Genomic DNA, 21,237 nt, shown 5'->3' on the forward strand with positions numbered 1-21,237 from the left:
TTCGCGGTGGATCACCGCTGATCCGGCCGTGCTGATCGGACCCCGGTCAGCCCGGGAACCGGTCGACGACGATGCTGAGGCCGGCGGGGCTCCGCATCCCGAAGACCTCGTGCAGGGTGGAGACGACGAGGCGGGCGGCGTCCGCAGCGGTCTCGGACGGTACCGCTGCCGCGTCGTCCCCCTCCTGCCGCAGGCGATCGGGCAAACCGTCGGGCGCGGGCCCGCACCACCGGTACATGTGCCAGTCGTCGAGCTCGTCGGGCGCCGTCCAGCCGAGCTCGAGCAGCCGGCGCTGCTGGTCCTCGTCCCAGCCGTACGCGGTGGAGACAGGCACATCGCCCACCGGGCCGCTGCACTCGGCCTCGAGGTGCATGGTGCCGCGAGACAGTTGCAGGAGCGGGCGGTCGCGGACCTCGACCGGCCGCCGGAACCGGCCGAGAAGCCCGCGGCGCGGCGACTCTCTCGTGCTAGGCACCGAGGGCGGCTGCGGCGGGTCCAGGGTGACGAAGCCGTGTCGGTGGAGCCGGGAGAGGTGCTCGACGAGCGTCGCCTCCACCTCTGCCCAGCTGTCGGTGTGGACGACGTCGTCGGTGCTCACGCGCTGGCCTCCGGATCCGTACCGGGTGCCGACGGGGCCGGCACCACGGGTGAGACATCGCTGTCCGCCGCAACCTCGTCGTCGGCCGGGAGCAGCTCGACGAGCATCGACCAGACCTCGGTGGAGCGCACCGGCCGCAGCCCCGAGCGCCCCTCCTTGAGGGCGACGACCTCCATGAGACCGTGCGGGGTGTCGAGCAACGAGAACCGGCGCCCGGCCGGCCGGCCCGCCGGGTCGACCCACAGCGCCGCCAGGCCGTGACGTCGCACCCGACCCGCGCGGACGTCGTCCACGGCCGCCTGCCAGCCGTCCGGGACGACCCCGAGGAGCGCGTTGGCCGCGAACGCCCGTTCCGGGCCGACGAGGGCGACGACGGTGTCCTCGGCGACGTCGACGACGTCCCCGGTGAGCAGCGGGCGGGGCCCCAGGGCAATGAGCCGCGCGAGGGTGGGGACTACGAGCGGCGGCGCCACGGCCAGAAGGTCGTAGGTGTCCTCACCCACCTGCGCGGCGAGCGTGGCGGTGCCGTCCGCCGCCCACACCCGGTGAAGCTCCTGCCCACCTGTCCGCGCCACGGCGAGCTCGATGCGTACGGCCGCGGTGCTGATCCCGGCGAGCAGGCCCGTCAGGGCGTCGTCGATCCCCTCGGCGTGCAGGACACCGGCGTCCCGCAAGGTGGCGACGTCATCCTCGTGGAGGGCCTCCGGTGGCACTCCCTGCGAGAGCGCAAGGAGTGCGGACAGCGCGGGCGTGGAGATCCGCAGACGGCCGGCAGGCCGGTCGAGGGCGACGACGCTCACCGCAGCTCCAGGCTCTCGGCGCACGCGCGCAGGTCGGACGCGACGGCGGGGTAGTCCGGCGTCGCCACGGTGCCGGTGAGCGTCAGGCCCCGGTCGGCGTGGATGAACGCCCACTGCTCCATGGTCACGCTCGCCCTGTGGTCGACGACGTGGTGCGCCAGACGTCGCACGCCGTCCGCGCCGGCGAGCATGACGCGCTCGAGGTCCAGGAGCAGGTAGCCGGACAGCGTGCCGGCCATCAGCCGGTCGGAGCCCTGCTGCCAGTCGCGCAGGCCGGCCGTCCCCGAGACGTCGTCGACGGTGAGGACGAGGTTGGGCCGGATGCCGGAGGAGGTCGTCGGGGCCAGGGCCAGCAGGGCGACGCCGGCCGGCGGGTCGTCGAGGGTCTGCCAGGTGGTCGGCAGTTCCAGGCTCAGCGTGCCGACAGTGAGCGGAACCTCGGCCCTCACCGCGTCCCCGCCGCCTTCTGCGCCCGCCGACGGCGGCGGCGGTCCGCCCGCCGCTCCTGCGCCTCCCGGCGCTCCCGTGCGACCACCGGGCGCAGCCAGTCGGGCAGCGCCCACGCCGGGGCGGGCAGGAACAGCGCGCCCCAGAAGAAGGTCACCACACCGACGAAGAAGGCAACGAAGGCGACGACGCTCAGCGCGGGACGGCCGGTGGCACCACCGATCCGCATCAGGGCCCCCGCCACCAGCATGAGTCCGAGGCCGGGCATGCCGAACAGCCAGCTCTGCCGGGAGTAGGGCTCCTTCGCCCAGGCCCGGCCACCGCTGCGCCCGCGACGCCGCCAGACGGACATGGCGAGGAGGGCGGAGCCGGCGAGGATGAGGACGACGTCGAGGAGCATGTCAGTCCCACAACCCTTCCCAGGCGTCACGGATGGCATCAGCCGCGTCACCGACGGCGTCGCCGACGAGGTGCCCGACGTCCTCCGCGGCGTCGCCGACGACCTCACCGACGTCGCCCGCCACGTCCACGAACTGATCCCCGATCCACTCCCCGGCTCCGGCGCCGATCACGCCGCCGACGGTGCCGCCGACGATCCCGCCGACGACGGTACCGACCGGCCCGGCGAGGCTGCCCAGCCCGGCGCCGATCTTGGCGCCAGCCAGGCCGCCGGCCCACGCTCCGGCGCCGGTCGTCGTCCCTTGGGTGGCCGCGCGGGTGACCCGCTCGGCGGTGCCCATGCTCGGGTCGTCGCCGTCCTCACGCCACTGGTCGACGGCGCTGGTGACGGTGGTGAGCCCGACGCCGAGGCGTCCGGTCCACTTGCCCACACCGTTCCATCGTTCCCGTGGGGCGGTCATGCCCGGCCGGGCCTGGTAGTTCGTCGGCTTGGAACCGTCCCAGCCGCGTCGGTACCACGGCTGGGTGCGGAAGTCGCTCATGCTGCGGTACCTGCCGCCGACCCCACCCGGCGCGCCCCTGGGGTGGCGTGGCCGGAACTCACCGTACCGAACGGTGGTGAACCACGACGCCGCCCACCCCCCGCCCGTGAGCGCACCGCCGAGAGCGAAGGCTCCGAGGCCCCACGGCGACGTCGACCTCGGCACGAACCCCAGCTTCTGCAGGAGAGTCACGATCACTGGGGCGGCCGTCAGTGCCTGGCCTGCGCTCACGACCCGCTCGTGGGCGGCGTCCTCCGCCGTACGTACCTCTTCGGCTCGCTGCACGATGTCGTTGTAGGCGTTCACCTGGTCTTCGTACGTGCCGCCGTCGTCAGTGTCGGGAGCCGGTGCGGTGGGCGGCAGGATCGACTCGCCCGAGACGGCCAGCCCGGCCGCCGCGGCATCCGCCCGCAGGCCCGCGAACGAGCTCCGCACGACGGACAGGGAGTCGGCGAAGTCCACGAGCTCCTGCCGGAACGATGAGATGCGCCCCTGCAGGGTGACGACCTCGGACCGCAAGCCGGTGACCTCGGTGGCGAACATGTCCGAGGCCAGCCCGTCCCAGGCGCCGTCGGTCTCGTTGCGGCCGGCCGTGAGCGCGTCGATCGTGCCGTCGAGGGCGCTCTCGTACGACAGCAGGGACGCGGCGAGCGAGTGGCACGCCGCCGGCTCGCCGTGCACCCGAGTGTCGATCACCGCGGAATCTCCGGGCCGGGGGACGGCACGGGGACGCGGGCGGCGTCGTAGTGGTGCGCCGTTGCCTCGTCGGCGGCCACGTACCGGTCCACGACATCCTGGAGGTGGTCGGCGAGGGCGCCCAGGGAGGTGTTCAGCTTCTCGAGCTCGTCCCCCAGCCAGGTGATCGCCGAAGCGATCTCGCCCGAGGACCGGCCGGCGTCGACCTGGCCGTCGAATCCGTAGGTGCCGGCGGTGCCGTTGGCGTCGGCCCGTGTCCGCAGGGAGTCTGCGACCGAGCGCAGCACCTCCGGCGCGACGACGTAACCGTCCCCCATGAGCAGAATGTGTAGAGCATGCCGGTGGGTCCGGGCAAGAGCGTCGCCGGGCGCGGCGCACCGCCTGGTCGTCCGCCGGCTACCGGGCGAGGATGGGCCGAACCGGTCGGTGGCAGCCAGAGGTTGGAGTCCTGGAATGAGCGGCAGCGGCGCCTCGGTCGGTGAGCTCTTCGACGCCGTGGCCGGGGAGTACGACCACGCGGGCACGGAGTACTTCGCCCCCATGGGGCGTCGCCTGGTCGACCTGTCCGGTGTCACGGTCGCCGACCGGGTTCTCGACGTGGGGACTGGGCGCGGCGCAGTGCTGGTGCCTGCGGCAGCGGCCGTGGGCCCGAGCGGCAGCGTCCTCGGGGTCGACCTCTCGCGTCGGATGGCCCTGATGACCGCCGCCGACCTTCGCCGCCTGGAGGCTCCCGTCCGTGCGGCCGTCGTCGTCGGGGATGCCGCCCGCCCGCCCGTGGCTGGACCGTTCGACGCCGTGCTGGGCGGCATGGTCGCCCAGTTTCTGCCCGCTCCCGAGCGGGCGTTGCGGTCGTGGGCGGCGCTGGTGCGTCCGGGTGGCCGGCTGGTGCTGAGCTGGTGGGCCGGCGAGGACCCGCGGTACGCCCACCTCGGCGGGATCGTCGCTCGGCACGTGCCCACGGACCAGCGGCAGCCGGCGCCCAGGCCGTTCTCCGGGGACGTCGTTGCCACCGACGCGCTCGTCGCAGCCAACGGCTGGACCGACGTGGCGACCGTTGTGGAGCGGCAACGCGTGGTGTTCGCAGACCGCACAGCGTGGTGGCGGTGGTCGTGGTCGCACGGACAGCGCCGCCAGTGGCAGGCGGTGACCGACTTCCGCGCACTCGAGCGGGAGGTGAACGCCGAGCTGGCACGGCTGGCGGAGCCGGACGGGCGACTGCTGTACCGCCCGCTCGCTGCGTTCACCCTCGCCCGGACGTCGGACGGGTCGGTCCGGGAATAAAACTTGAGTCTGTAGCGCTCAACTTTACGTCCATACTTCAGAGGCGTGAAGGAGGTGAGGGACGATGGCACTGCCGGCTCGACGCAGCACTGAGCTGCAGACCTGGAATCCCTTCCGCGAGCTCGACGACCTGCACGAACGGATGTCTCGGCTGATGGAGTCGACCTTCGGTGAGACCCGAAACGGTCTGACCAGCTGGGTTCCTGCCGTCGACATCGAGGAGACAGACGAGGCGTTCCTCGTGGAGGCGGAGCTTCCGGGGGTGAAGCGCGACGACGTCACCGTGGAGCTTCGTGACAACGAGCTGACCATCCACGGTGAGATCAAGGAACGCGAGCGCACCGGCGTCCTGCGTCGCCAGACCCGCCGCACGGGCCAGTTCGACTACCGCGTCGTCCTGCCTGGGGACGTCGACGCGGACAACGTCGAGGCCAACCTTCAGGAGGGCATCCTGCGGGTCACCGTCCGCAAGGCGGAGCAGGCCAAGCCGCGGCGTATCGAGATCACCGCGGCCTGACAGCCGCGGGCGTCACAGCCCAGAGGGGGAGCGATCGCTCCCCCTCTTCGCATGTCACCAGGCGACCGGCTCACCCACCCCCGAGCCGTGCTTGCCGCGGAGCCGGTCCCGGACGTCGTGGACCGGGCCGGCGTCCCGCGGCACACTCGCCGCGTGCACGACGAGCGGACGGCCGCCGAGCCGTCGCCGTCCGTCAGGTCGGCCACCGGCCTGCTGCGGGCCGCCCACCCGCTGCCGGCGGCCGCCGTCACGGTGCTCGGGACCGCACTGGGCGTCGCCGCGGGGCTGAGCGCCCCCAGGACGCTCCTGCTCGCCGCCGCCCTGCTGGCCGGGCAGCTGTCGATCGGCTGGGCGAACGACGCCGTCGACGCCGCCCGGGACCGGCTCGCCGGCCGCCGGGAGAAACCTGTCGTCGCCGGGCACGTCGCGGCGCGCACCGTCCACCGGGCCGCCGTGGCCGCGCTGCTCGCCAGCGTCCCGCTGTCGCTGGCCCTCGGCCCCGTCCCCGGGGTGCTCCACCTGCTCGCCGTCGCCTCGGCGTGGGGCTACGACCTGTGGCTCAAGACCACCCCGGTGAGCCCGCTGCCCTACGTCGTCTCCTTCGGCCTGCTCCCGGCGGTCGCCGCGACGGCCGCCGGGGTCGACGTCCCCGCCGCGCTCGTCGCCGCGGCCGCCCTGCTCGGTGCCGGCGCGCACTTCGCCAACACCGTCCCCGACGCTGCCGCGGACGCGCGGACCGGCGTCCGCGGCCTGCCCCAGCGGCTCGGCGTCCGGGCCTCCCGGGCCGCCGGCGCCGCGGGTGTCGTCGCCGCTTGCGCCCTCCTCGTGCTGGTGCCCGACCCGGACGTCGGGACCCCGGCGGCAGCCGTCCTCACCGTCGCCGCGGTCGTGGGCGCCGCCGGCGGGCTGGCCCCCGGTCGTGCCTCCTTCCGGCTGGTGCTCGCCGCCGCCGGGATCGCGGTCGGCGGGGTGCTCCTCGCCGGTCCCCGGCTGCTCGGTTGACGACCCTGTACCCTGACCGCGTGCGGACCGGCCTGCTCCTTACCGAGCCGCGCTGAGGCCCGCTCCGGCGACGGAGCGGCACCAGCGCGGCGACCCCTTGCGTGCAAGGGGTTTTTTTCTGCCCCGGCACGGCAGCCCGGACGACGAACCAGCGACGAGGCGAGGACGACGATGACCCAGCAGACGCCCGAGACCACCCCGGCGTTCCGGTACGACGCGCGCCTGGCGGAGCAGATCGAGAGCCGCTGGCAGGACCGGTGGGAGGCCGAGGGCACCTTCCAGACGCCGAACCCGGCCGGGCCGTGGGCGGACGAGTCGGTACGCGGGCGCGACAAGATGTTCGTCCTCGACATGTTCCCCTACCCCTCCGGCGCGGGCCTGCACGTCGGCCACCCGCTCGGGTACATCGGCACCGACGTCCTCGGCCGCTTCCAGCGGATGCGCGGCAAGAACGTCCTGCACGCCCTGGGCTACGACGCCTTCGGCCTGCCGGCCGAGCAGTACGCCCTGCAGACCGGTCAGCACCCGCGGGTCACCACCGAGGCCAACATCGCCACCATGCGCCGGCAGCTGCGCCGGCTCGGGCTCGCGCACGACCCACGCCGCTCGGTCGCCACGACCGACGTGGAGTTCTATCGCTGGACCCAGTGGATCTTCATCCAGATCTTCAACGCCTGGTACGACGAGTCCGCCGACGGCGGCCGCGGCCGGGCCCGCCCGATCGCCGAGCTCGTCGCCCAGTACGAGCGCGGCGAGCGCACCGTGCCCGACGGCCGGGCCTGGGCCGACCTGGACGCCGTCGAGCGGCGGCGGGTCATCGACGCCCACCGGCTGGTGTACGCCTCCGACGCGCCGGTCAACTGGTGCCCGGGCCTGGGCACCGTGCTGGCCAACGAGGAGGTGACCGCCGAGGGCCGCAGCGACATCGGGAACTACCCCGTGTTCAAGCGCAGCATGCGCCAGTGGATGATGCGGATCACCGCGTACGCCGACCGGCTGCTCGAGGACCTGGACCGCCTGGACTGGCCCGAGGCCATCAAACTCATGCAGCGCAACTGGATCGGGCGCTCCCAGGGGGCCACCGTGCGCTTCCCGGTGGACGGCGCCGAGCCGGTCGAGGTGTTCACCACCCGGCCCGACACCCTGTTCGGCGCGACGTTCATGGTCGTCGCGCCCGAGCACCCCCTGCTCGACGAGGAGCTGCCCGCCACCTGGCCGGACGACGTCCCGGCGTCCTGGACCGGCGGGTACGCCGACCCGGCGTCCGCCGTCGCCGCCTACCGCCAGGAGGCCGCCCGCAAGACCGAGCTGGAACGCCAGACCGAGGGCCGGGACAAGACCGGCCGGTTCACCGGCCTGTACGCGACGAACCCGGCCACCGGCCGGCGCATCCCCGTGTTCACCGCCGACTACGTGCTGATGGGCTACGGCACCGGCGCGATCATGGCCGTCCCCGGCCAGGACGAGCGGGACTGGGAGTTCGCCGCCCGCTTCGACCTGCCCGTCGTGCGCACGGTGCAGCCGCCCGAGGACTGGCAGGGCGAGGCGTTCACCGGGGAGGGCCCGGCCGTCAACTCCGCCAACGACGAGATCAGCCTCAACGGCCTGGGCGTGCAGGAGGCCAAGGCCCGGATGATCGACTGGCTGTCCGCCAAGGGCCTGGGGCAGCCCACGACGACGTACAAGCTGCGCGACTGGCTGTTCAGCCGCCAGCGGTACTGGGGCGAGCCGTTCCCCGTCGTCTGGGACGAGCACGACGTCCCGCACGTGCTGCCGGAGGAGATGCTGCCGGTGACGCTGCCGGAGCTGGAGGACTACCGGCCCGAGGCGCTCGACCCGAACGACGAGCACAGCCAGCCGACGCCGCCGCTGGGCCGCGCCGAGGGCTGGACCGAGGTCACCCTCGACCTCGGCGACGGCGAGCGCACCTACCGGCGCGAGCTCAACGTCATGCCGCAGTGGGCCGGCTCGTGCTGGTACGAGATGCGCTACCTGGACCCGGCCAACACCGAGCGGTTCGTCGACCCGGAGGTCGAGCGGTACTGGATGGGCCCGCGCCCGGAGGTGCGCCCCGACCACCCCGGAGGGGTGGACCTGTACGTGGGCGGCGTCGAGCACGCCGTCCTGCACCTGCTGTACGCCCGGTTCTGGCACAAGGTGCTGTTCGACCTCGGCCACGTCTCCAGCGCCGAGCCGTTCTACCGGCTGTTCAACCAGGGCTACATCCAGGCCTACGCCTACCGCGACGCCCGCGGCCAGGTCGTGCCGGCGTCCGACGTCGAGCAGACCGAGGACGGCCGGTACCTCTACCACGGGGAGCCGGTGACCCGCGAGCACGGCAAGATGGGCAAGAGCCTGAAGAACGTCGTCACCCCCGACGACATGTACCAGGCGTACGGCGCCGACACCTTCCGGGTGTATGAGATGTCGATGGGCCCGCTCGACGTGTCCCGGCCGTGGGAGACCCGTGCGGTCGTCGGGTCGCTGCGGTTCCTGCAGCGGGTGTGGCGCAACGTCGTCGACGAGCAGACCGGCGAGCTGCGGGTTGACGAGGAGCCGGCCGACGAGCAGACCCGGCGGCTCCTGGCCCGCACCATCGACGGGGTCACCGCCGACATGGAGGGCATGCGGTTCAACACCGCCGTGGCCAAGCTCATCGAGCTGAACAACCACCTCACCCGGACCGGGCGCTCCCCGCGGGAGGTGGTCGAGCCGCTCGTGCTCATGCTGGCGCCGCTCGCGCCGCACCTGGCCGAGGAGCTGTGGTCCCGGCTCGGGCACGACCGGACGCTGGCCTACGAGCCGTTCCCGCAGGCCGACGAGCGGCTGCTCGTGGAGGAGACCGTGACCTGCGTCGTGCAGGTCGCGGGCAAGGTCCGCGACCGGCTCGAGGTGCCCGCCGACGCCGGCGAGGAGGACCTGCGGGAGCGGGCGCTGGCCAGCGACGCGGTCCAGCGGGTCCTGGACGGCCGCGGCGTGCGCACGGTCGTCGTCCGGGCCCCGCGGCTGGTCAACGTCGTCCCGGCCTGACGTCGTACCCTCCCCGGCATGGCGAACGCGGTGCGGGTCCTCACCGACTCGACCGCCTACCTCCCGCAGGAGATCCTCGACCGGCACCGCCTGACCAGCGTGCCGCTGCAGGTCGTCGTCGACGGCCGCTCCTACGACGAGGGAGACCTCGGCGGCACCGACGTCGCCGAGGCGCTGCGCCGGCGCCGGCCGGTCACCACGTCGCGGCCCTCGCCGGCGCGGCTGCTGGCCGCCTACGAGCGGCTCGCCCACCAGGGGGCCACCGAGATCGTGTCGGTGCACCTGTCCGCGGCGGTGTCCGGCACCTACGACGCCGCCGGGCTCGCCGCCCGTGACGCGCCGGTGCCGGTCCACGTCGTCGACTCCCGGGCGCTGGGGATGGCGCTCGGCTACCTGGCCGTGTCCGCCGCTGAGCTCGCCGAGCGCGGCCTGGACGGCGCCCAGGTCGCGGACGCCGTCCGCCGGCTCACCGCCGGGGTCAGGGTGTACTTCTACGTCGACACCCTCGAGCACCTGCGCCGGGGCGGGCGGATCACGGCCGCGCAGGCCCTCATCGGCTCGGCGCTCGCCGTCAAGCCGCTGCTCACCCTCGAGGACGGACGCATCGTCCCGTTGGAGAAGGTCCGGACGGCCACCCGGGCCCTGGCCCGGCTCGAGGACCTCACCGTGGCAGCCGCCGGGCACGGCGCCCGGGTGGCGGTGCACCACCTGGACTCGGCGCAGCGGGCCGACGCCCTCGTCGAGCGGCTGCGGGCCCGGCTCCGCCCGGGCCCCGAGCTGGTGTGCAGCGAGATCGGACCGGTCATCGGGGCCCACGTCGGTCCGGGCATGGTGGGCGCCGTGGTCGTGCCCGCCACCCCCGACCTGTCCTGCACAGGCGGCTGATCGGCGGCGGTCTCCACAGGCCGGGTTCGCCGGCAGGGCAGGACGTCCCCGCCTCGTCGCACCCTCGGTGGCGTGCACCCAGCCGACCGCGAACCCCTTGCCCGCCTGGCCGCCGGCTCCCGGGAGGCAGTGCGTGTGCTGCCGCCGGCCGGGCCGCCGCGCCGCGGCAGGCGCAGCGCTGGGTGGGGGGACGACGTCGCCTCGCCGCATGTCGCCTCCGCTCCCGGACGCGACGACCCGGTCGCCGGGCTGCGCCCGGCCGCTGGACTGCGGGGCCGGCTCCGCGAGCGGCTGCCGCAGGCCTGGCAGGAGTCCCGGTGGGCGCTGCCGCGCTCCGCCGGGGTGGTGGCCGTCGTGGCCGCGGCCGTCGCCGTCGTCGTCGTGGTCGCCGTGGCGCTGGTCGTGGCGCCGCGGGACGCCCCCGAGGTGCAGACCGTCCCCGCTCGGGGCGATGAGGCACCGGCTGCTGCGCCCGGTGATGCTGCGGTACCGGGTGATGCTGCGGCGTCCGCGCCCTCGCCGACGGACCCGTTCACGGTGCCGCCGTCCGCTCCGGCCCCGGCGGGGACGGCGTCGCCCTGGGGGGCCGCGGCCGGAGGACCCGGTGGGCAGGACGCGGCCCTGCTCGTCGTCCACGTCGTCGGTCAGGTCGGCGCACCCGGTGTGGTCCGCCTGCCCGCCGGGGCCCGGGTGGCCGACGCGGTGGAGGCCGCCGGCGGACTCACTGAGGATGCCGACGTCACCCGGGTGAACCTGGCCCGTCTGGTCGTCGACGGGGAGCAGGTGGTCGTGCCCCGGCCGGGGGAGGAGCTGCCCCCGCCGGCACCCGGTGCCGCGGCCGGCGGGCCGGGGGACGGCGGTACTCCCGGCGGGTCCGGCGCCATCGGTGGAGCCGAGCAGCCGGTCGACCTCAACACGGCCACCGCCGAGCAGCTCGACACCCTGCCCGGCGTCGGGCCAGTGCTCAGCGGACGCATCCTGGACTGGCGGGCCGAGCACGGCCGGTTCAGCCGGGTGGAGGAGCTCCTCGAGGTGCCCGGTATCGGGCCGACGCTCCTCGAGCGGCTCCGACCGCTCGTGCGGGTGTGACCGGTGCCTCCGGGCCGGACCTGCGCCTGCTGCCAGCCGCGGCTTCCGCGTGGGCGGCCGCAGGCTGGGCGGTCGGCGCCCGCCCCGGTCCGGTGCTGCTCGCCGCCTGCGGGGCTGTTCTCGCCGTCGCGGTCATCGCCCGCTGGTGGAGTGCCCGCGGCGCCGGCGGGTGGCTGGTCGCCGGCGCCGCGGTCGTCGTCGTCCTCTCCTCCGTCCTGGTCCACGGCGCCGTCCGGACCGCCGGGCCGCTGCCCGCGCTGGTGGAGCAGCGGGCGGCGGTCTCGGTCGACGGGCTCGTCCTGGAGGCGCCCCGCCCGGTCCGGGCCGACCCTGCCCGGCCGGACGACCCGCCCCGGTACGTGGTCCGGCTGCTGGTGACCGCGGTCGACGGGCGCGGGCAGCGGTCCGCCGGTCGCAGTCCCGTGCTCGTCATCGGCCCGGCCGCGTGGGCGTCGCCGAGGCCGCACGAGACGGTGCGCGCAACCGGTCGGCTCGCCCCCGCCGACCCTGGCGACGACGTCGTGGCCCTGCTCCTGGCCGCCACCGGACCCCAGGTGGTGAGCGCCGCGCCGACCTGGGCCCGCGCGGCGGAGTCACTGCGCGAGGGGTTGCGCCGCGCGGCGGCGCCGCTGCCTCCGGACGCCGGAGGACTGCTGCCCGGTCTCGTCGTCGGGGACACGAGCACCCTGCCGCCCGACCTCGAGGAGGACATGCGGGCCACCGGGCTGTCGCACCTGACCGCCGTGTCCGGGGCGAACACGACCATCGTCAGCGGTGCGGTCCTGCTCGCTGCCGCGGCGGCCGGAGCCGGACGCCGGCTGCGACTGGCCCTCGCCGGCGGCGCGCTCGCCGGCTTCGTCGCCCTGGCCGGCCCAGAGCCCAGCGTCCTGCGGGCCGCGGTCATGGGTGCCGTCGGGCTCGCCGGGCTGGCCGCCGCCCGGCGTGGGCGGGGCGTGCCGCTGCTGTCCGGCGCCGTCGTCGCCCTGTGCGTCATCGACCCGTGGCTGTCCCGCTCCTTCGGCTTCGCGCTGTCGGTGCTGGCCACCGGTGCGCTGCTGCTGCTCGCCCGGCCGATGGCCGCAGCCCTCGGCCGGGTCCTGCCCTCCGTCGCGGCCCACGCCGTCGCCGTCCCGGCGTCGGCGCAGGCCGTGTGCGGACCGGTCGTCGTCCTGCTCACCCCGCACGTGCCGCTGCTGTCGGTCCCGGCCAACCTGCTCGTCGCCCCGGCGGTCGCCCCGGCCACGGTGCTCGGCGTCCTGGCGACGGTGCTCGCCCCGCTGTCCCCGCAGGCCGCCGAGCTGGTCGCGCGCGTCGCCGGTGTCGCCACCGGGTGGATCGGCGGTGTCGCCCGTGCTGCCGCCGGTCTGCCGGGAGCCACGCTGCCGTGGCCCGCGGGGGTTCCAGGGGCGGTCCTGCTGGCCGTCGTCACCGTCGCCGGGCTGCTGCTGGCCGCCGCCGTGCTGCGGCTGCCCCGGCCGCTGCTCGTCGGTGGCCTGGCAGGTGCGCTCGCCGGCGTCCTCGTCGGCGTCCTCGTCGCCGTCCCGCTCGTCGTCCTGCCCGGGGCCCTGCGCGGGCTGCGGGGCCCCGCCTGGCCGCCGCCGGGATGGCTGACCGTGGCCTGCGACGTCGGCCAGGGCAGCGCCCTGGTGACCCGCAGCGGCCCGTCGTCGGCCGTGCTCGTCGACGCAGGCCCCGACCCCGCGGCGGTCGACCGCTGCCTCGAGGACCTGGGCGTGGACTCGCTCGACCTCGTCGTCCTGAGCCACTTCCACGCCGACCACGTGGCCGGCCTGGCCGGCGCGCTGGACGGGCGGTCCGTCGGCCAGGTCCTCACCAGTCCGCTGGCCGAGCCGGCCGACGGCGTCCGCCAGGTGCAGCGGGTTCTCGGCGCCCACGGGGTGCCGGCGGTGCCCGGCGGCGCCGGGATGGCCGGCACCGCGGGGGAGGTGCGGTGGCGGGTGCTGTGGCCCGCCGGGCCGCCCGGTGACGGGCCGTCCGGGGAGGGGGCGTACGGGGAGGGGGCGTACGGGGAGGGGTCTTCCGGGGAGGGGTCTTCCGGGGAGGGGTCGTCGGACGGGTCGCGGGTCAACGACGCGTCCCTCGTCGTCCTGCTCGACGTCCAGGACCGGACCGTGCTGGCGACCGGTGACGTCGAGCCCGCGGCCCAGCAGGGCCTGCACCGGGCGCTGCCCGCCGGGACGCGGCCGGACGTCGTCACCGTGCCCCACCACGGGTCCGCGGCCCAGGACGACGACCTCGCCCGGGCGCTCTCGCCGCGGGTCGCGCTGGTCAGCGCCGGGGCCGGCAACGACTACGGGCACCCCACGCAGCGGGCACTGGACCTGTACCGGTCCACGGGGGCGCTGGTCCTGCGCACCGACGAGTCCGGGGACGTCGCGGTCGGTAGCACCGAGGGACGGCTGTGGACAGTCGGCCGGGCTGGTGCCGTGCCGTCCGCCGGCCGTGGCAGGCTGGCGCCGTGGCAGGACGACGGACGACCGGTGGCGCGGCCACGACGGTCGGCTGGCGCGAGGTCGCTCCCGCGCCGGTCGTCCTCGTCACCGGGACCGAGGAGTTCCTCGCCGACCGGGCGCTGGACCAGGTCCGCGAGCTCTCGCGCCGCGACCAGCCCGACCTCGAGGTGGTCGACGTCGACGCCGCCCTCTACGAGAAGGACCAGCTCGCCACCTGGACGAGCCCCTCCCTCTTCGGCGAGCCACGCCTGGTCCGCGTGGTGGGCGTCGAGCAGGCCTCCGATGCCTTCCTCGAGGACGCCGTCGCCTACCTCGACCACCTGCAGGACGACGTCGTGCTGCTGCTGCGCCACGCCGGCGGGCAGCGGGGACGCAAGCTCCTCGAGGCGGTGCGGGCCACCCCGCAGGCCCTGGTCGTCGACTGCGCCCCGCTCAAGGCCCCCGACCGGGTGGACTTCGCCACCACCGAGCTGCGGCTCGCCGGCCGCCGGTTCGACTCCCAAGCGGTGCGGGCTCTCGTGGACGCCGTCGGCAGCGACCTGCGCGAGCTGGCGGCCAGCTGCGCACAGCTCCTCGCCGACGTCCCGCCCACCCGGGCCATCGAGGTCGCCGACGTCGACCGGTACCACGGCGGGCGCGCGGAGGTCACCGGCTTCAAGGTCGCCGACGTGGTGGTCGCCGGCCAGCGTGAGCACGCGCTGCTGCTCCTGCGCCAGGCACTTGACGCCGGCACGGACCCGATCCCGGTGCTCGCCGCCCTGGCGGCCAAGGTGCGAACGCTGGTGAAGGTGGGCTCGGCCGGACCGGGTCGGCCGGCCGACCTCGCGAAGCAGCTGGGCATGGCGCCCTGGCAGGTGGAGCGGGCGCGCCGGGACCTGCGCGGCTGGACCCCGCAGGGCCTCGCCGCCGCCCTGCACGCGCTCGCCGACGCCGACGTCGCCGTCAAGGGCGGTGGCCGGGACCCGGTCTACGCGGCGGAGAAGGCCGTCATCGCGGTCGCCGCCGCCCGCGGCTGAGGCACCGTCGCCGGGTGGCCGGCAGCCGGCTGCTGGTAAGACGACCGGGTCCTGTAGATGACCGGGTCCTGGTAGACGACGGACGGCGCCGCCCCGGGTGGGGCGACGCCGTCACGCCGGCAGGCCGTTGGACGGGCGTGCCGGGGACGTCGCGGGACGCCGTGTGGACGTCTCCCGAGCGGGTCAGATCCGGCTGGCCGCCTTGGCCAGCGCCGACTTGCGGTTCGCGGCCTGGTTCTTGTGGATGACGCCCTTGCTGGCAGCCTTGTCGAGCTTGCGGCTAGCGACCCGCAGGGCCTCGGCGGCCTTGTCCTGGTCACCGGCGTCGGCGGCCTCACGGAAGGCGCGCACGAGGGTCTTCAGCTCCGACTTCACGGCCTTGTTACGCAGCCGGCGACGCTCGTTCGTGCGGTTGCGCTTGATCTGGGACTTGATGTTCGCCACGAGTGGACTTTCTCTGCGTTCGGACAGGTCGGTGAGGGCGGTGCTCGGTGTGAGCCGCGCGGACCTGACTGACGGTGGTGGGGTCACCGGTGGCGGTCCGTACGACGTGCGCGCACGACCTGGGCGCGCACGCGACGTCTTAGGCTACCAGCCACCTGCCTCCCCGTCAGGTTCGCGCACCCAGTGGCGGTGAATGAGCCTCGAAACCGCCGGAATCGCAGCCACGGCGGGCGCGAACCCTGGGCAGGGGGTTGGCGTGGGACGATGGCCTCTGCCCCGACGTCGTCCTGGAAGGTGCCCCGCGTGTCCCCGATGGCCAGCCCCGCCACGAGGCGCACGATCGAGCCCGCCGCCACCGCGCCGGAGCAGATCCGCAACTTCTGCATCATTGCCCACATCGACCACGGCAAGTCGACCCTCGCGGACCGGATGCTGCAGATCACCGGCGTCGTCGAGGCCCGCCTCATGCGCGAGCAGTACCTCGACCGGATGGACATCGAGCGCGAGCGCGGTATCACGATCAAGAGCCAGGCGGTGCGGATGCCGTGGGAGCTCGACGGCACCGCGCACGCGCTCAACATGATCGACACCCCTGGCCACGTCGACTTCACCTACGAGGTGAGCCGCTCCCTGGCGGCGTGCGAGGGCGCCGTCCTGCTCGTGGACGCCGCCCAGGGGATCGAGGCGCAGACGCTGGCCAACCTGTACCTGGCGATGGAGAACGACCTCGAGATCATCCCGGTGCTCAACAAGATCGACCTGCCGGCCGCGCAGCCGGAGAAGTACGCCGACGAGCTCGCGGGCCTGATCGGCTGCGACCCGGGCGACGTCCTGAAGGTGTCCGGCAAGACCGGCGAGGGGGTCGAGGCGCTGCTCGACCACATCGTGCGCCGGGTCCCCGCCCCGGTGGGGGACGCCGACGCGCCGGCCCGGGCGATGATCTTCGACTCGGTCTACGACAGCTACCGCGGTGTCGTCACCTACGTACGGGTCATCGACGGCCACCTGTCTGCGCGCCAGCGGATCGCGATGATGTCGACCCGGGCTCACCACGAGCTGCTCGAGATCGGCGTGATCTCTCCGGAGCCCACGCCGTCCCAGGGACTCGGGGTCGGCGAGGTCGGCTACCTCATCACCGGGGTCAAGGACGTCCGCCAGTCCAAGGTCGGCGACACGGTGACCGACGCCGCCAGGCCGGCGTCCACGCCGTTGGCCGGGTACCGCGAACCCCGGCCGATGGTGTTCTCGGGCCTGTACCCGATCGACGGCTCGGACTACCCGCTGCTGCGCGACGCCCTGGACAAGCTCAAGCTCAACGACGCCGCTCTCGTCTACGAGCCGGAGACCTCCGCGGCGCTCGGGTTCGGGTTCCGCTGCGGCTTCCTCGGCCTGCTGCACCTGGAGATCGTCCGGGAGCGGCTCGAGCGCGAGTTCGACCTCGACCTGATCTCCACGGCTCCCAACGTCGTCTACCACGTGACGATGGAGGACGGCTCCGAGGTCGAGGTGACGAACCCCAGCGAGTTCCCGGCCGGCAAGGTCGCCGAGGTGCGCGAGCCGGTGGTGCGCGCGACGATTCTCGCCCCCAGCGAGTACATCGGCGCGGTGATGGAGTTGTGCCAGCAGCGGCGCGGGTCCCTGCGAGGGATGGACTACCTGTCCGAGGACCGGGTCGAGATGCGGTACACCCTGCCGCTCGCCGAGATCGTCTTCGACTTCTTCGACCAGCTGAAGTCGCGCACCCGCGGCTACGCGTCCCTGGACTACGAGCCGGACGGCGAGCAGACCGCCGACCTGGTCAAGGTCGACATCCTGCTGCAGGGTGAGCAGGTCGACGCGTTCAGCGCCATCGTGCACCGGGACAAGGCCTATGCCTACGGCGTCATGATGGTGGGCAAGCTGCGCGAGCTCATCCCGCGCCAGCAGTTCGAGGTGCCCATCCAGGCCGCCATCGGCTCACGGGTCATCGCCCGCGAGACCATCCGGGCCATCCGCAAGGACGTCCTCGCCAAGTGCTACGGGGGAGACATCACCCGTAAGCGCAAGCTGCTCGAGAAGCAGAAGGAGGGCAAGAAGCGGATGAAGATGGTCGGGCGGGTCGAGGTCCCGCAGGAGGCGTTCATCGCTGCGCTGTCCTCCGACGCCGACAGCGACAAGGCCAAGGACAAGGCCAAGGACAGGCCCAGGGACAAGCCTCGGGACAGGGCCCGGCGGTAGCCCGCAGGTCAGTCAGCCGCCGCGCGGGACCGGTGCGACGAGGACGTGCTGCGGCCCGGCGTCCCCGCCGAGGTAGGTGACGCCGGTGTCCCGGAAGCCCGCGCGCAGGTAGGCGGTCACCGCGGCCGGGTTGGCGGTGTTCACGGTGAGGACGACGAGGTCGGCGTCCGGGTGGAGCGCACCGGCCAGCCCCGGTACGAGGGCGGCGGCCCGGGTCCCCAGGCCACGGCCCTGGTGCTCGGCGGCCAGGTAGAACCCGCGCAGCAGCACCGCCCGCTCCGGGGCGTCGACGAGCTCGTCGAGGTAGCCCTCCCGGTCCAGCACGCCGAACCCGACCGGGGCGCCGTCCCGCCGGACGACGAAGGGCGTGCGCGCCGGGTCGGCGAGGGCCTCCGGGAGGGTCCGGGCCGCGGTGGCGGAGAACACCTCCTGCTCGGGTCTGGGGCGCAGCGCGAGCACGGCGAGGCGGAGTTCCTCGTCCTCGGCGGTGACGACGTCCAGCCGCACCTCGGGGTCGGCGCTCACCGCGCGGACGGTAGCAACGACACTGGGGCGGTGAGTCCCTCGACGCCGCCGGACGGCGACCCCGCCCCCGACGACGGGCTGCTGCCGGCGTCTGCTGCGGCCGGCGCCGAGCGCAGGGCGCTGGGCCTGTACGCGCACGTGCCGTTCTGCCGGGTGCGCTGCGGCTACTGCGACTTCAACACCTACACCGCCGAGGAGCTCGGGCCGTCCTCCCTGCCCGGCGCCGGCCGCGCCGGCTACGCGCGGGCGCTCGTCGACGAGCTCGCCATGGCCGCACAGGTTCTCGAGGCGTCCGGCGTCCCGCACCGCGAGGTCTCCACCGTGTTCCTCGGTGGTGGGACGCCCACTCTGCTGCCGGCCGCCGATCTCGCCGGCGTCCTCGACGGCGTGCGACGCCACCTCGGGCTCGCGCCGGGGGCGGAGGTCACCACCGAGGCGAACCCAGACTCGGTGGACGCGAGGTACCTCGACGCACTCGCTGCGGCCGGTTTCACCCGAGTCTCCCTGGGGATGCAGTCCGCCGTCCCGCACGTGCTGGCGACCCTGGACCGCACTCACCGTCCGGAGCGGGTGCCCGACGTCGTCCGCTGGGCGCGGGAGGCGGGCCTGCAGGTGAGCCTCGACCTCATCTACGGGACGCCGGGGGAGTCCGTGCAGGACTGGCGGCGCAGCGTGGACGCCGCACTGGCCTGCGAGCCCGACCACGTCTCCGCCTACGCCCTGGTGGTCGAGCCAGGTACTCGGATGGCGGTCCAGGTGCGCCGCGGTGAGCTGGCGGCACCGGACGACGACGACCTGGCGGCGAAGTACGAGGTCGCCGACGCGGCCCTCGAGGCTGCCGGCTACCGGTGGTACGAGGTGAGCAACTGGGCTCGCGACGCCGACCGCGTGTGCCGGCACAACCTGTCCTACTGGCACGGGGACGACTGGTGGGGTGCCGGGCCCGGAGCCCACAGCCACGTCGGCGGCGTCCGGTGGTGGAACGCTCGGCACCCCGCGGCCTGGGCGGCGCGGCTGGCCGAGGGGCTCAGCCCGGCGCAGGGCCGGGAGGTGCTGGACGACGAGGCCCGCGACGTCGAGCGGGTGATGCTCGCCGTCCGGCTGGCCGACGGCCTGGAGGCCGACGCCGTTCCGGCAGCGGGCAGGGAGCGGTTCGAGGACCTCGCCGCCCGGGGCCTGCTGGACCGGCAGGCAGTCGCCCGCGGCCGGGTGGTGCTGACCCGGCGCGGGCGGCTGCTGGCGGACGCCGTCGTCCGCGACCTGCTCGGCTGGTGACGAGGTGAGCAGTCGAGTGACCGCTCAGGTGACGATGCGCCAGGCGAACGGGTAGCGGTAGTTCTCGCCCTTGTTCACCGCGATCGCGGCGAGGATCGGGAACACGATGTTCAGCACGCCGAGCGCGAACATCACCAGGCCGCCGATGAACACCGTGGTGAGTACGGCGCCGATGACGTAGCCGATGGCCAGGGTGATGTTGAAGTTGAGCGCCTCGCGGGACTGCTCACGCACGAACGGGCCGCGGTCCTTCATGACGAGGTAGACGACGAGCGGCGCGAGAAAGCTGAACAGGATCGCGCCGAGGTGGGCGAGCATCGACCACATCCGCTGGTCGGCGGGGCTCAGCTCATTGGTGTAGCCGCCGGCCGGCGGGGCGCCGGCGCCCGGGTAGGCCTGGTAGCCGCCGGGCTGCTGACCGTACGGCGGGGGCTGCTGGCCGTAGGGCGGTGGTTGCTGCGGCTGGTCGGGCTGGTCGGGATCGGTCGGGTGCTGGGACATCTGACCCCCCTGTCGGGTACCGAGGCGGCGTCCGCTGCCTCGTGGTCACCCTAGTGGTGGTCAGCTGATGAAGCGGATTGTCAGCGGATACCGGTAGGTGCGTCCGTCGGAGGCTGCGACGGACGCCACGATGACCAGGACGACGTACGCGACCCCGACGACGGCGAGCAGCGCGAGCCCCACCAGGACGACGACGAGGACCGCAGACACCAGGATGTAGATGAGCCAGGTCAGGTTGAAGTTCAGCGCCTCCACGGCGTGCGACCGGACGTAGGGGGACTTGTCGCCCTGGACGAGCAGGACGACGAGCGGCCCGAGGAAGCCCAGGGCGACGTAGGCGGCGACGAAACTCGTCAGGTGGGCGGCAACTGCCCAGTTGCGCTCCCACTGCGAGATCACGCTCTCACCGTAGGCCCTTCAGCCGTACGCCGCGCCCGGGCCGCGCTGGTCCGCGCGTCCGGCCGCTCAGCCGGGGTCGGCGGTGACGAAGTCGATGAGCTCCTCGACTCGCCCGAGCAGGTCCGGTTCGAGGTCGGCGTAGGACCGCACTGAACCCAGGATCCGCCGCCAGCCGGCGGCGACGTCGGCTGGTCCGTCCGCCGGCCATCCCAGGGCCTCCAGCACCCCCTCCTTCCAGGGCCGCCCGCGGGGCACGATCGGCCAGGCGTCGACGCCGATCCGCTGTGGTCGTACCGCCTGCCACACGTCGACGTACGGGTGCCCGACGACGAGGACGTGGTCGGCGTAGCGGCCGCCGCGCAGCGCCTGCTCGGCGATCCTCGCCTCCTTGCTGCCGGCCACCAGGTGGTCGAGCAGGATCCCGAGGCGACGCCCCGGCCCGGGCGCGAACTCCTCGACGGCGCCGGGGAGGTCGTCGACGCCGTGCAGCGGTTCCACGACGACGCCCTCGACCCGCAGGTCGTCACCCCAGACCCGTTCGACGAGCTCGGCGTCGTGCTGGCCCTCGACCCACAGCCGGGACCCTCGGGCTACCCGGGCACGGGCTGCGGGCACGGCCACCGAGCCGCTCGCCGTCCGTGCCGGGGTCCGGTCAGCCGCGGGCCCGCGAGGGGCCACGAGGCGGACGGGAGCACCATCGAGCAGAAAGCCGGGTCCGAGCGGGAAGGCGCGGGTGCGCCCGCGGCGGTCCTCGAGGTGGACGACGTGCACCCCGCCGGCCTTCTCGACCCGGACGACGGCGCCGCACCAGCCGGTCTCGACGTCCTCGACGACGAGGCCGGGCTCGGCATCGGCGTCCGTGCTCCGTCCGCGCGGGGGGCGGCGCCAGTCCGTGGCCAGGACGTCGGGGCCGTAGCGGTCGGTCATGGCGGGCGACGTTAGCGCCGGCGCGCGAGGACCGGCGTGCGTGACACGGCTGCGGAGCGTCACTCGCCGCGCGGCCGGCTCGCCCAGCGGCCGGCGCGTTCGGCGGCTCGGCGTCCCGGGACGTAGACTTGGCACTCACCAAGCGGGAGTGCCAGTACGCCTGCGCACGGGCC

At 74.4% G+C, this 21,237-nt stretch carries 20 protein-coding genes and 1 pseudogene; 10 read left to right on the top strand and 11 right to left on the bottom strand.

What is annotated here, in order from left to right:
* Positions 1-46: 46 nt before the first annotated feature.
* From ACFP6A_RS11010 to ACFP6A_RS11035, 6 genes are read right to left on the bottom strand one after another with little or no spacing between them, the layout of a single operon-like run.
* Positions 47-598: a hypothetical protein gene (locus ACFP6A_RS11010; protein WP_379603570.1), complete on the bottom strand. Its 552-nt coding sequence runs from the start codon at positions 596-598 to the stop codon at positions 47-49.
* Positions 595-1,398, bottom strand: a complete 804-nt coding sequence (locus tag ACFP6A_RS11015) for a hypothetical protein (RefSeq protein WP_379603571.1) — start codon at positions 1,396-1,398, stop codon at positions 595-597. Before ACFP6A_RS11015 ends, ACFP6A_RS11010 begins: the two co-directional genes overlap by 4 nt.
* A complete protein-coding gene (locus ACFP6A_RS11020) occupies positions 1,395-1,847 on the bottom strand; it encodes a hypothetical protein (RefSeq protein ID WP_379603572.1) in 453 nt (150 codons plus the stop codon). Before ACFP6A_RS11020 ends, ACFP6A_RS11015 begins: the two co-directional genes overlap by 4 nt.
* On the bottom strand, positions 1,844-2,245 hold the full coding sequence (locus ACFP6A_RS11025; RefSeq protein ID WP_379603573.1) for a hypothetical protein: 402 nt from the start codon (positions 2,243-2,245) through the stop codon (positions 1,844-1,846). The genes ACFP6A_RS11020 and ACFP6A_RS11025 overlap by 4 nt, the downstream gene beginning before the upstream one ends.
* A 1-nt stretch (position 2,246) precedes the next feature.
* Entirely contained in the window at positions 2,247-3,482 is a 1,236-nt protein-coding gene (locus tag ACFP6A_RS11030) for a hypothetical protein (RefSeq protein ID WP_379603574.1), read from the bottom strand.
* Positions 3,479-3,799: a hypothetical protein gene (locus ACFP6A_RS11035; protein WP_379603575.1), complete on the bottom strand. Its 321-nt coding sequence runs from the start codon at positions 3,797-3,799 to the stop codon at positions 3,479-3,481. Before ACFP6A_RS11035 ends, ACFP6A_RS11030 begins: the two co-directional genes overlap by 4 nt.
* Before the next feature lie 136 nt (positions 3,800-3,935).
* On the opposite strand from ACFP6A_RS11035, the gene ACFP6A_RS11040 reads away from it, so the two are divergent.
* From ACFP6A_RS11040 to holA, 8 genes and pseudogenes are all read left to right on the top strand, one after another.
* A complete protein-coding gene (locus ACFP6A_RS11040) occupies positions 3,936-4,763 on the top strand; it encodes a class I SAM-dependent methyltransferase (RefSeq protein WP_379603576.1) in 828 nt (275 codons plus the stop codon).
* Between the two features lie 64 nt (positions 4,764-4,827).
* Entirely contained in the window at positions 4,828-5,280 is a 453-nt protein-coding gene (locus tag ACFP6A_RS11045; protein ID WP_379603577.1) for an Hsp20/alpha crystallin family protein, read from the top strand.
* Positions 5,281-5,331: 51 nt separating this feature from the next.
* A complete protein-coding gene (locus ACFP6A_RS11050) occupies positions 5,332-6,282 on the top strand; it encodes a UbiA family prenyltransferase (protein ID WP_379603578.1) in 951 nt (316 codons plus the stop codon).
* A 171-nt stretch (positions 6,283-6,453) separates the two neighbouring features.
* The gene (gene leuS / locus ACFP6A_RS11055; protein WP_379603579.1) at positions 6,454-9,312 is read left to right on the top strand and encodes a leucine--tRNA ligase; all 2,859 of its coding nucleotides are present in this window, start codon (positions 6,454-6,456) and stop codon (positions 9,310-9,312) included.
* Between the two features lie 18 nt (positions 9,313-9,330).
* On the top strand, positions 9,331-10,197 hold the full coding sequence (locus ACFP6A_RS11060) for a DegV family protein (RefSeq protein ID WP_379603580.1): 867 nt from the start codon (positions 9,331-9,333) through the stop codon (positions 10,195-10,197).
* A 72-nt stretch (positions 10,198-10,269) separates the two neighbouring features.
* Positions 10,270-11,286 carry a helix-hairpin-helix domain-containing protein gene (locus ACFP6A_RS11065; RefSeq protein WP_379603581.1) on the top strand — a complete coding sequence of 339 codons (1,017 nt, stop codon included), beginning with the start codon at positions 10,270-10,272 and terminating at the stop codon, positions 11,284-11,286.
* A gap of 710 nt (positions 11,287-11,996) precedes the next feature.
* Positions 11,997-13,097, top strand: a pseudogene (locus ACFP6A_RS11070) (ComEC/Rec2 family competence protein); the annotation flags it as partial.
* A 668-nt stretch (positions 13,098-13,765) separates the two neighbouring features.
* On the top strand, positions 13,766-14,776 hold the full coding sequence (holA, locus tag ACFP6A_RS11075; protein WP_379603692.1) for a DNA polymerase III subunit delta: 1,011 nt from the start codon (positions 13,766-13,768) through the stop codon (positions 14,774-14,776).
* 183 nt (positions 14,777-14,959) lie between these two features.
* Here the strand turns inward: holA and rpsT are convergent, their stop codons facing one another.
* Positions 14,960-15,220 (bottom strand): 30S ribosomal protein S20, encoded by a 261-nt coding sequence (gene rpsT, locus ACFP6A_RS11080; protein WP_379603582.1) that lies wholly within the window; start codon positions 15,218-15,220, stop codon positions 14,960-14,962.
* 312 nt (positions 15,221-15,532) lie between these two features.
* Between rpsT and lepA the strand changes: the two genes are divergently transcribed.
* On the top strand, positions 15,533-17,437 hold the full coding sequence (gene lepA, locus ACFP6A_RS11085) for a translation elongation factor 4 (protein WP_379603693.1): 1,905 nt from the start codon (positions 15,533-15,535) through the stop codon (positions 17,435-17,437).
* A gap of 12 nt (positions 17,438-17,449) precedes the next feature.
* Here the strand turns inward: lepA and ACFP6A_RS11090 are convergent, their stop codons facing one another.
* Positions 17,450-17,962 (bottom strand): GNAT family N-acetyltransferase, encoded by a 513-nt coding sequence (locus ACFP6A_RS11090; protein ID WP_379603583.1) that lies wholly within the window; start codon positions 17,960-17,962, stop codon positions 17,450-17,452.
* Positions 17,963-17,992: 30 nt separating this feature from the next.
* Between ACFP6A_RS11090 and hemW the strand changes: the two genes are divergently transcribed.
* Complete coding sequence (gene hemW / locus ACFP6A_RS11095; RefSeq protein ID WP_379603584.1) at positions 17,993-19,237, top strand: radical SAM family heme chaperone HemW; 1,245 nt, start codon at positions 17,993-17,995, stop codon at positions 19,235-19,237.
* A 24-nt stretch (positions 19,238-19,261) separates the two neighbouring features.
* On the opposite strand, the gene ACFP6A_RS11100 is transcribed toward hemW, so the two are convergent.
* The 3 genes from ACFP6A_RS11100 to ACFP6A_RS11110 form a co-directional block, all read right to left on the bottom strand.
* Entirely contained in the window at positions 19,262-19,738 is a 477-nt protein-coding gene (locus ACFP6A_RS11100) for a DUF4870 domain-containing protein (protein ID WP_379603585.1), read from the bottom strand.
* Positions 19,739-19,798: 60 nt separating this feature from the next.
* Entirely contained in the window at positions 19,799-20,137 is a 339-nt protein-coding gene (locus ACFP6A_RS11105) for a DUF4870 domain-containing protein (protein ID WP_379603586.1), read from the bottom strand.
* A gap of 66 nt (positions 20,138-20,203) precedes the next feature.
* Positions 20,204-21,064, bottom strand: a complete 861-nt coding sequence (locus tag ACFP6A_RS11110) for a DUF3097 domain-containing protein (protein ID WP_379603587.1) — start codon at positions 21,062-21,064, stop codon at positions 20,204-20,206.
* Positions 21,065-21,237: the final 173 nt, after the last annotated feature.

The sequence above is a fragment of the Quadrisphaera sp. GCM10027208 genome, from assembly GCF_042658805.1.
Lineage (GTDB): Bacteria > Actinomycetota > Actinomycetes > Actinomycetales > SCSIO-59966 > SCSIO-59966.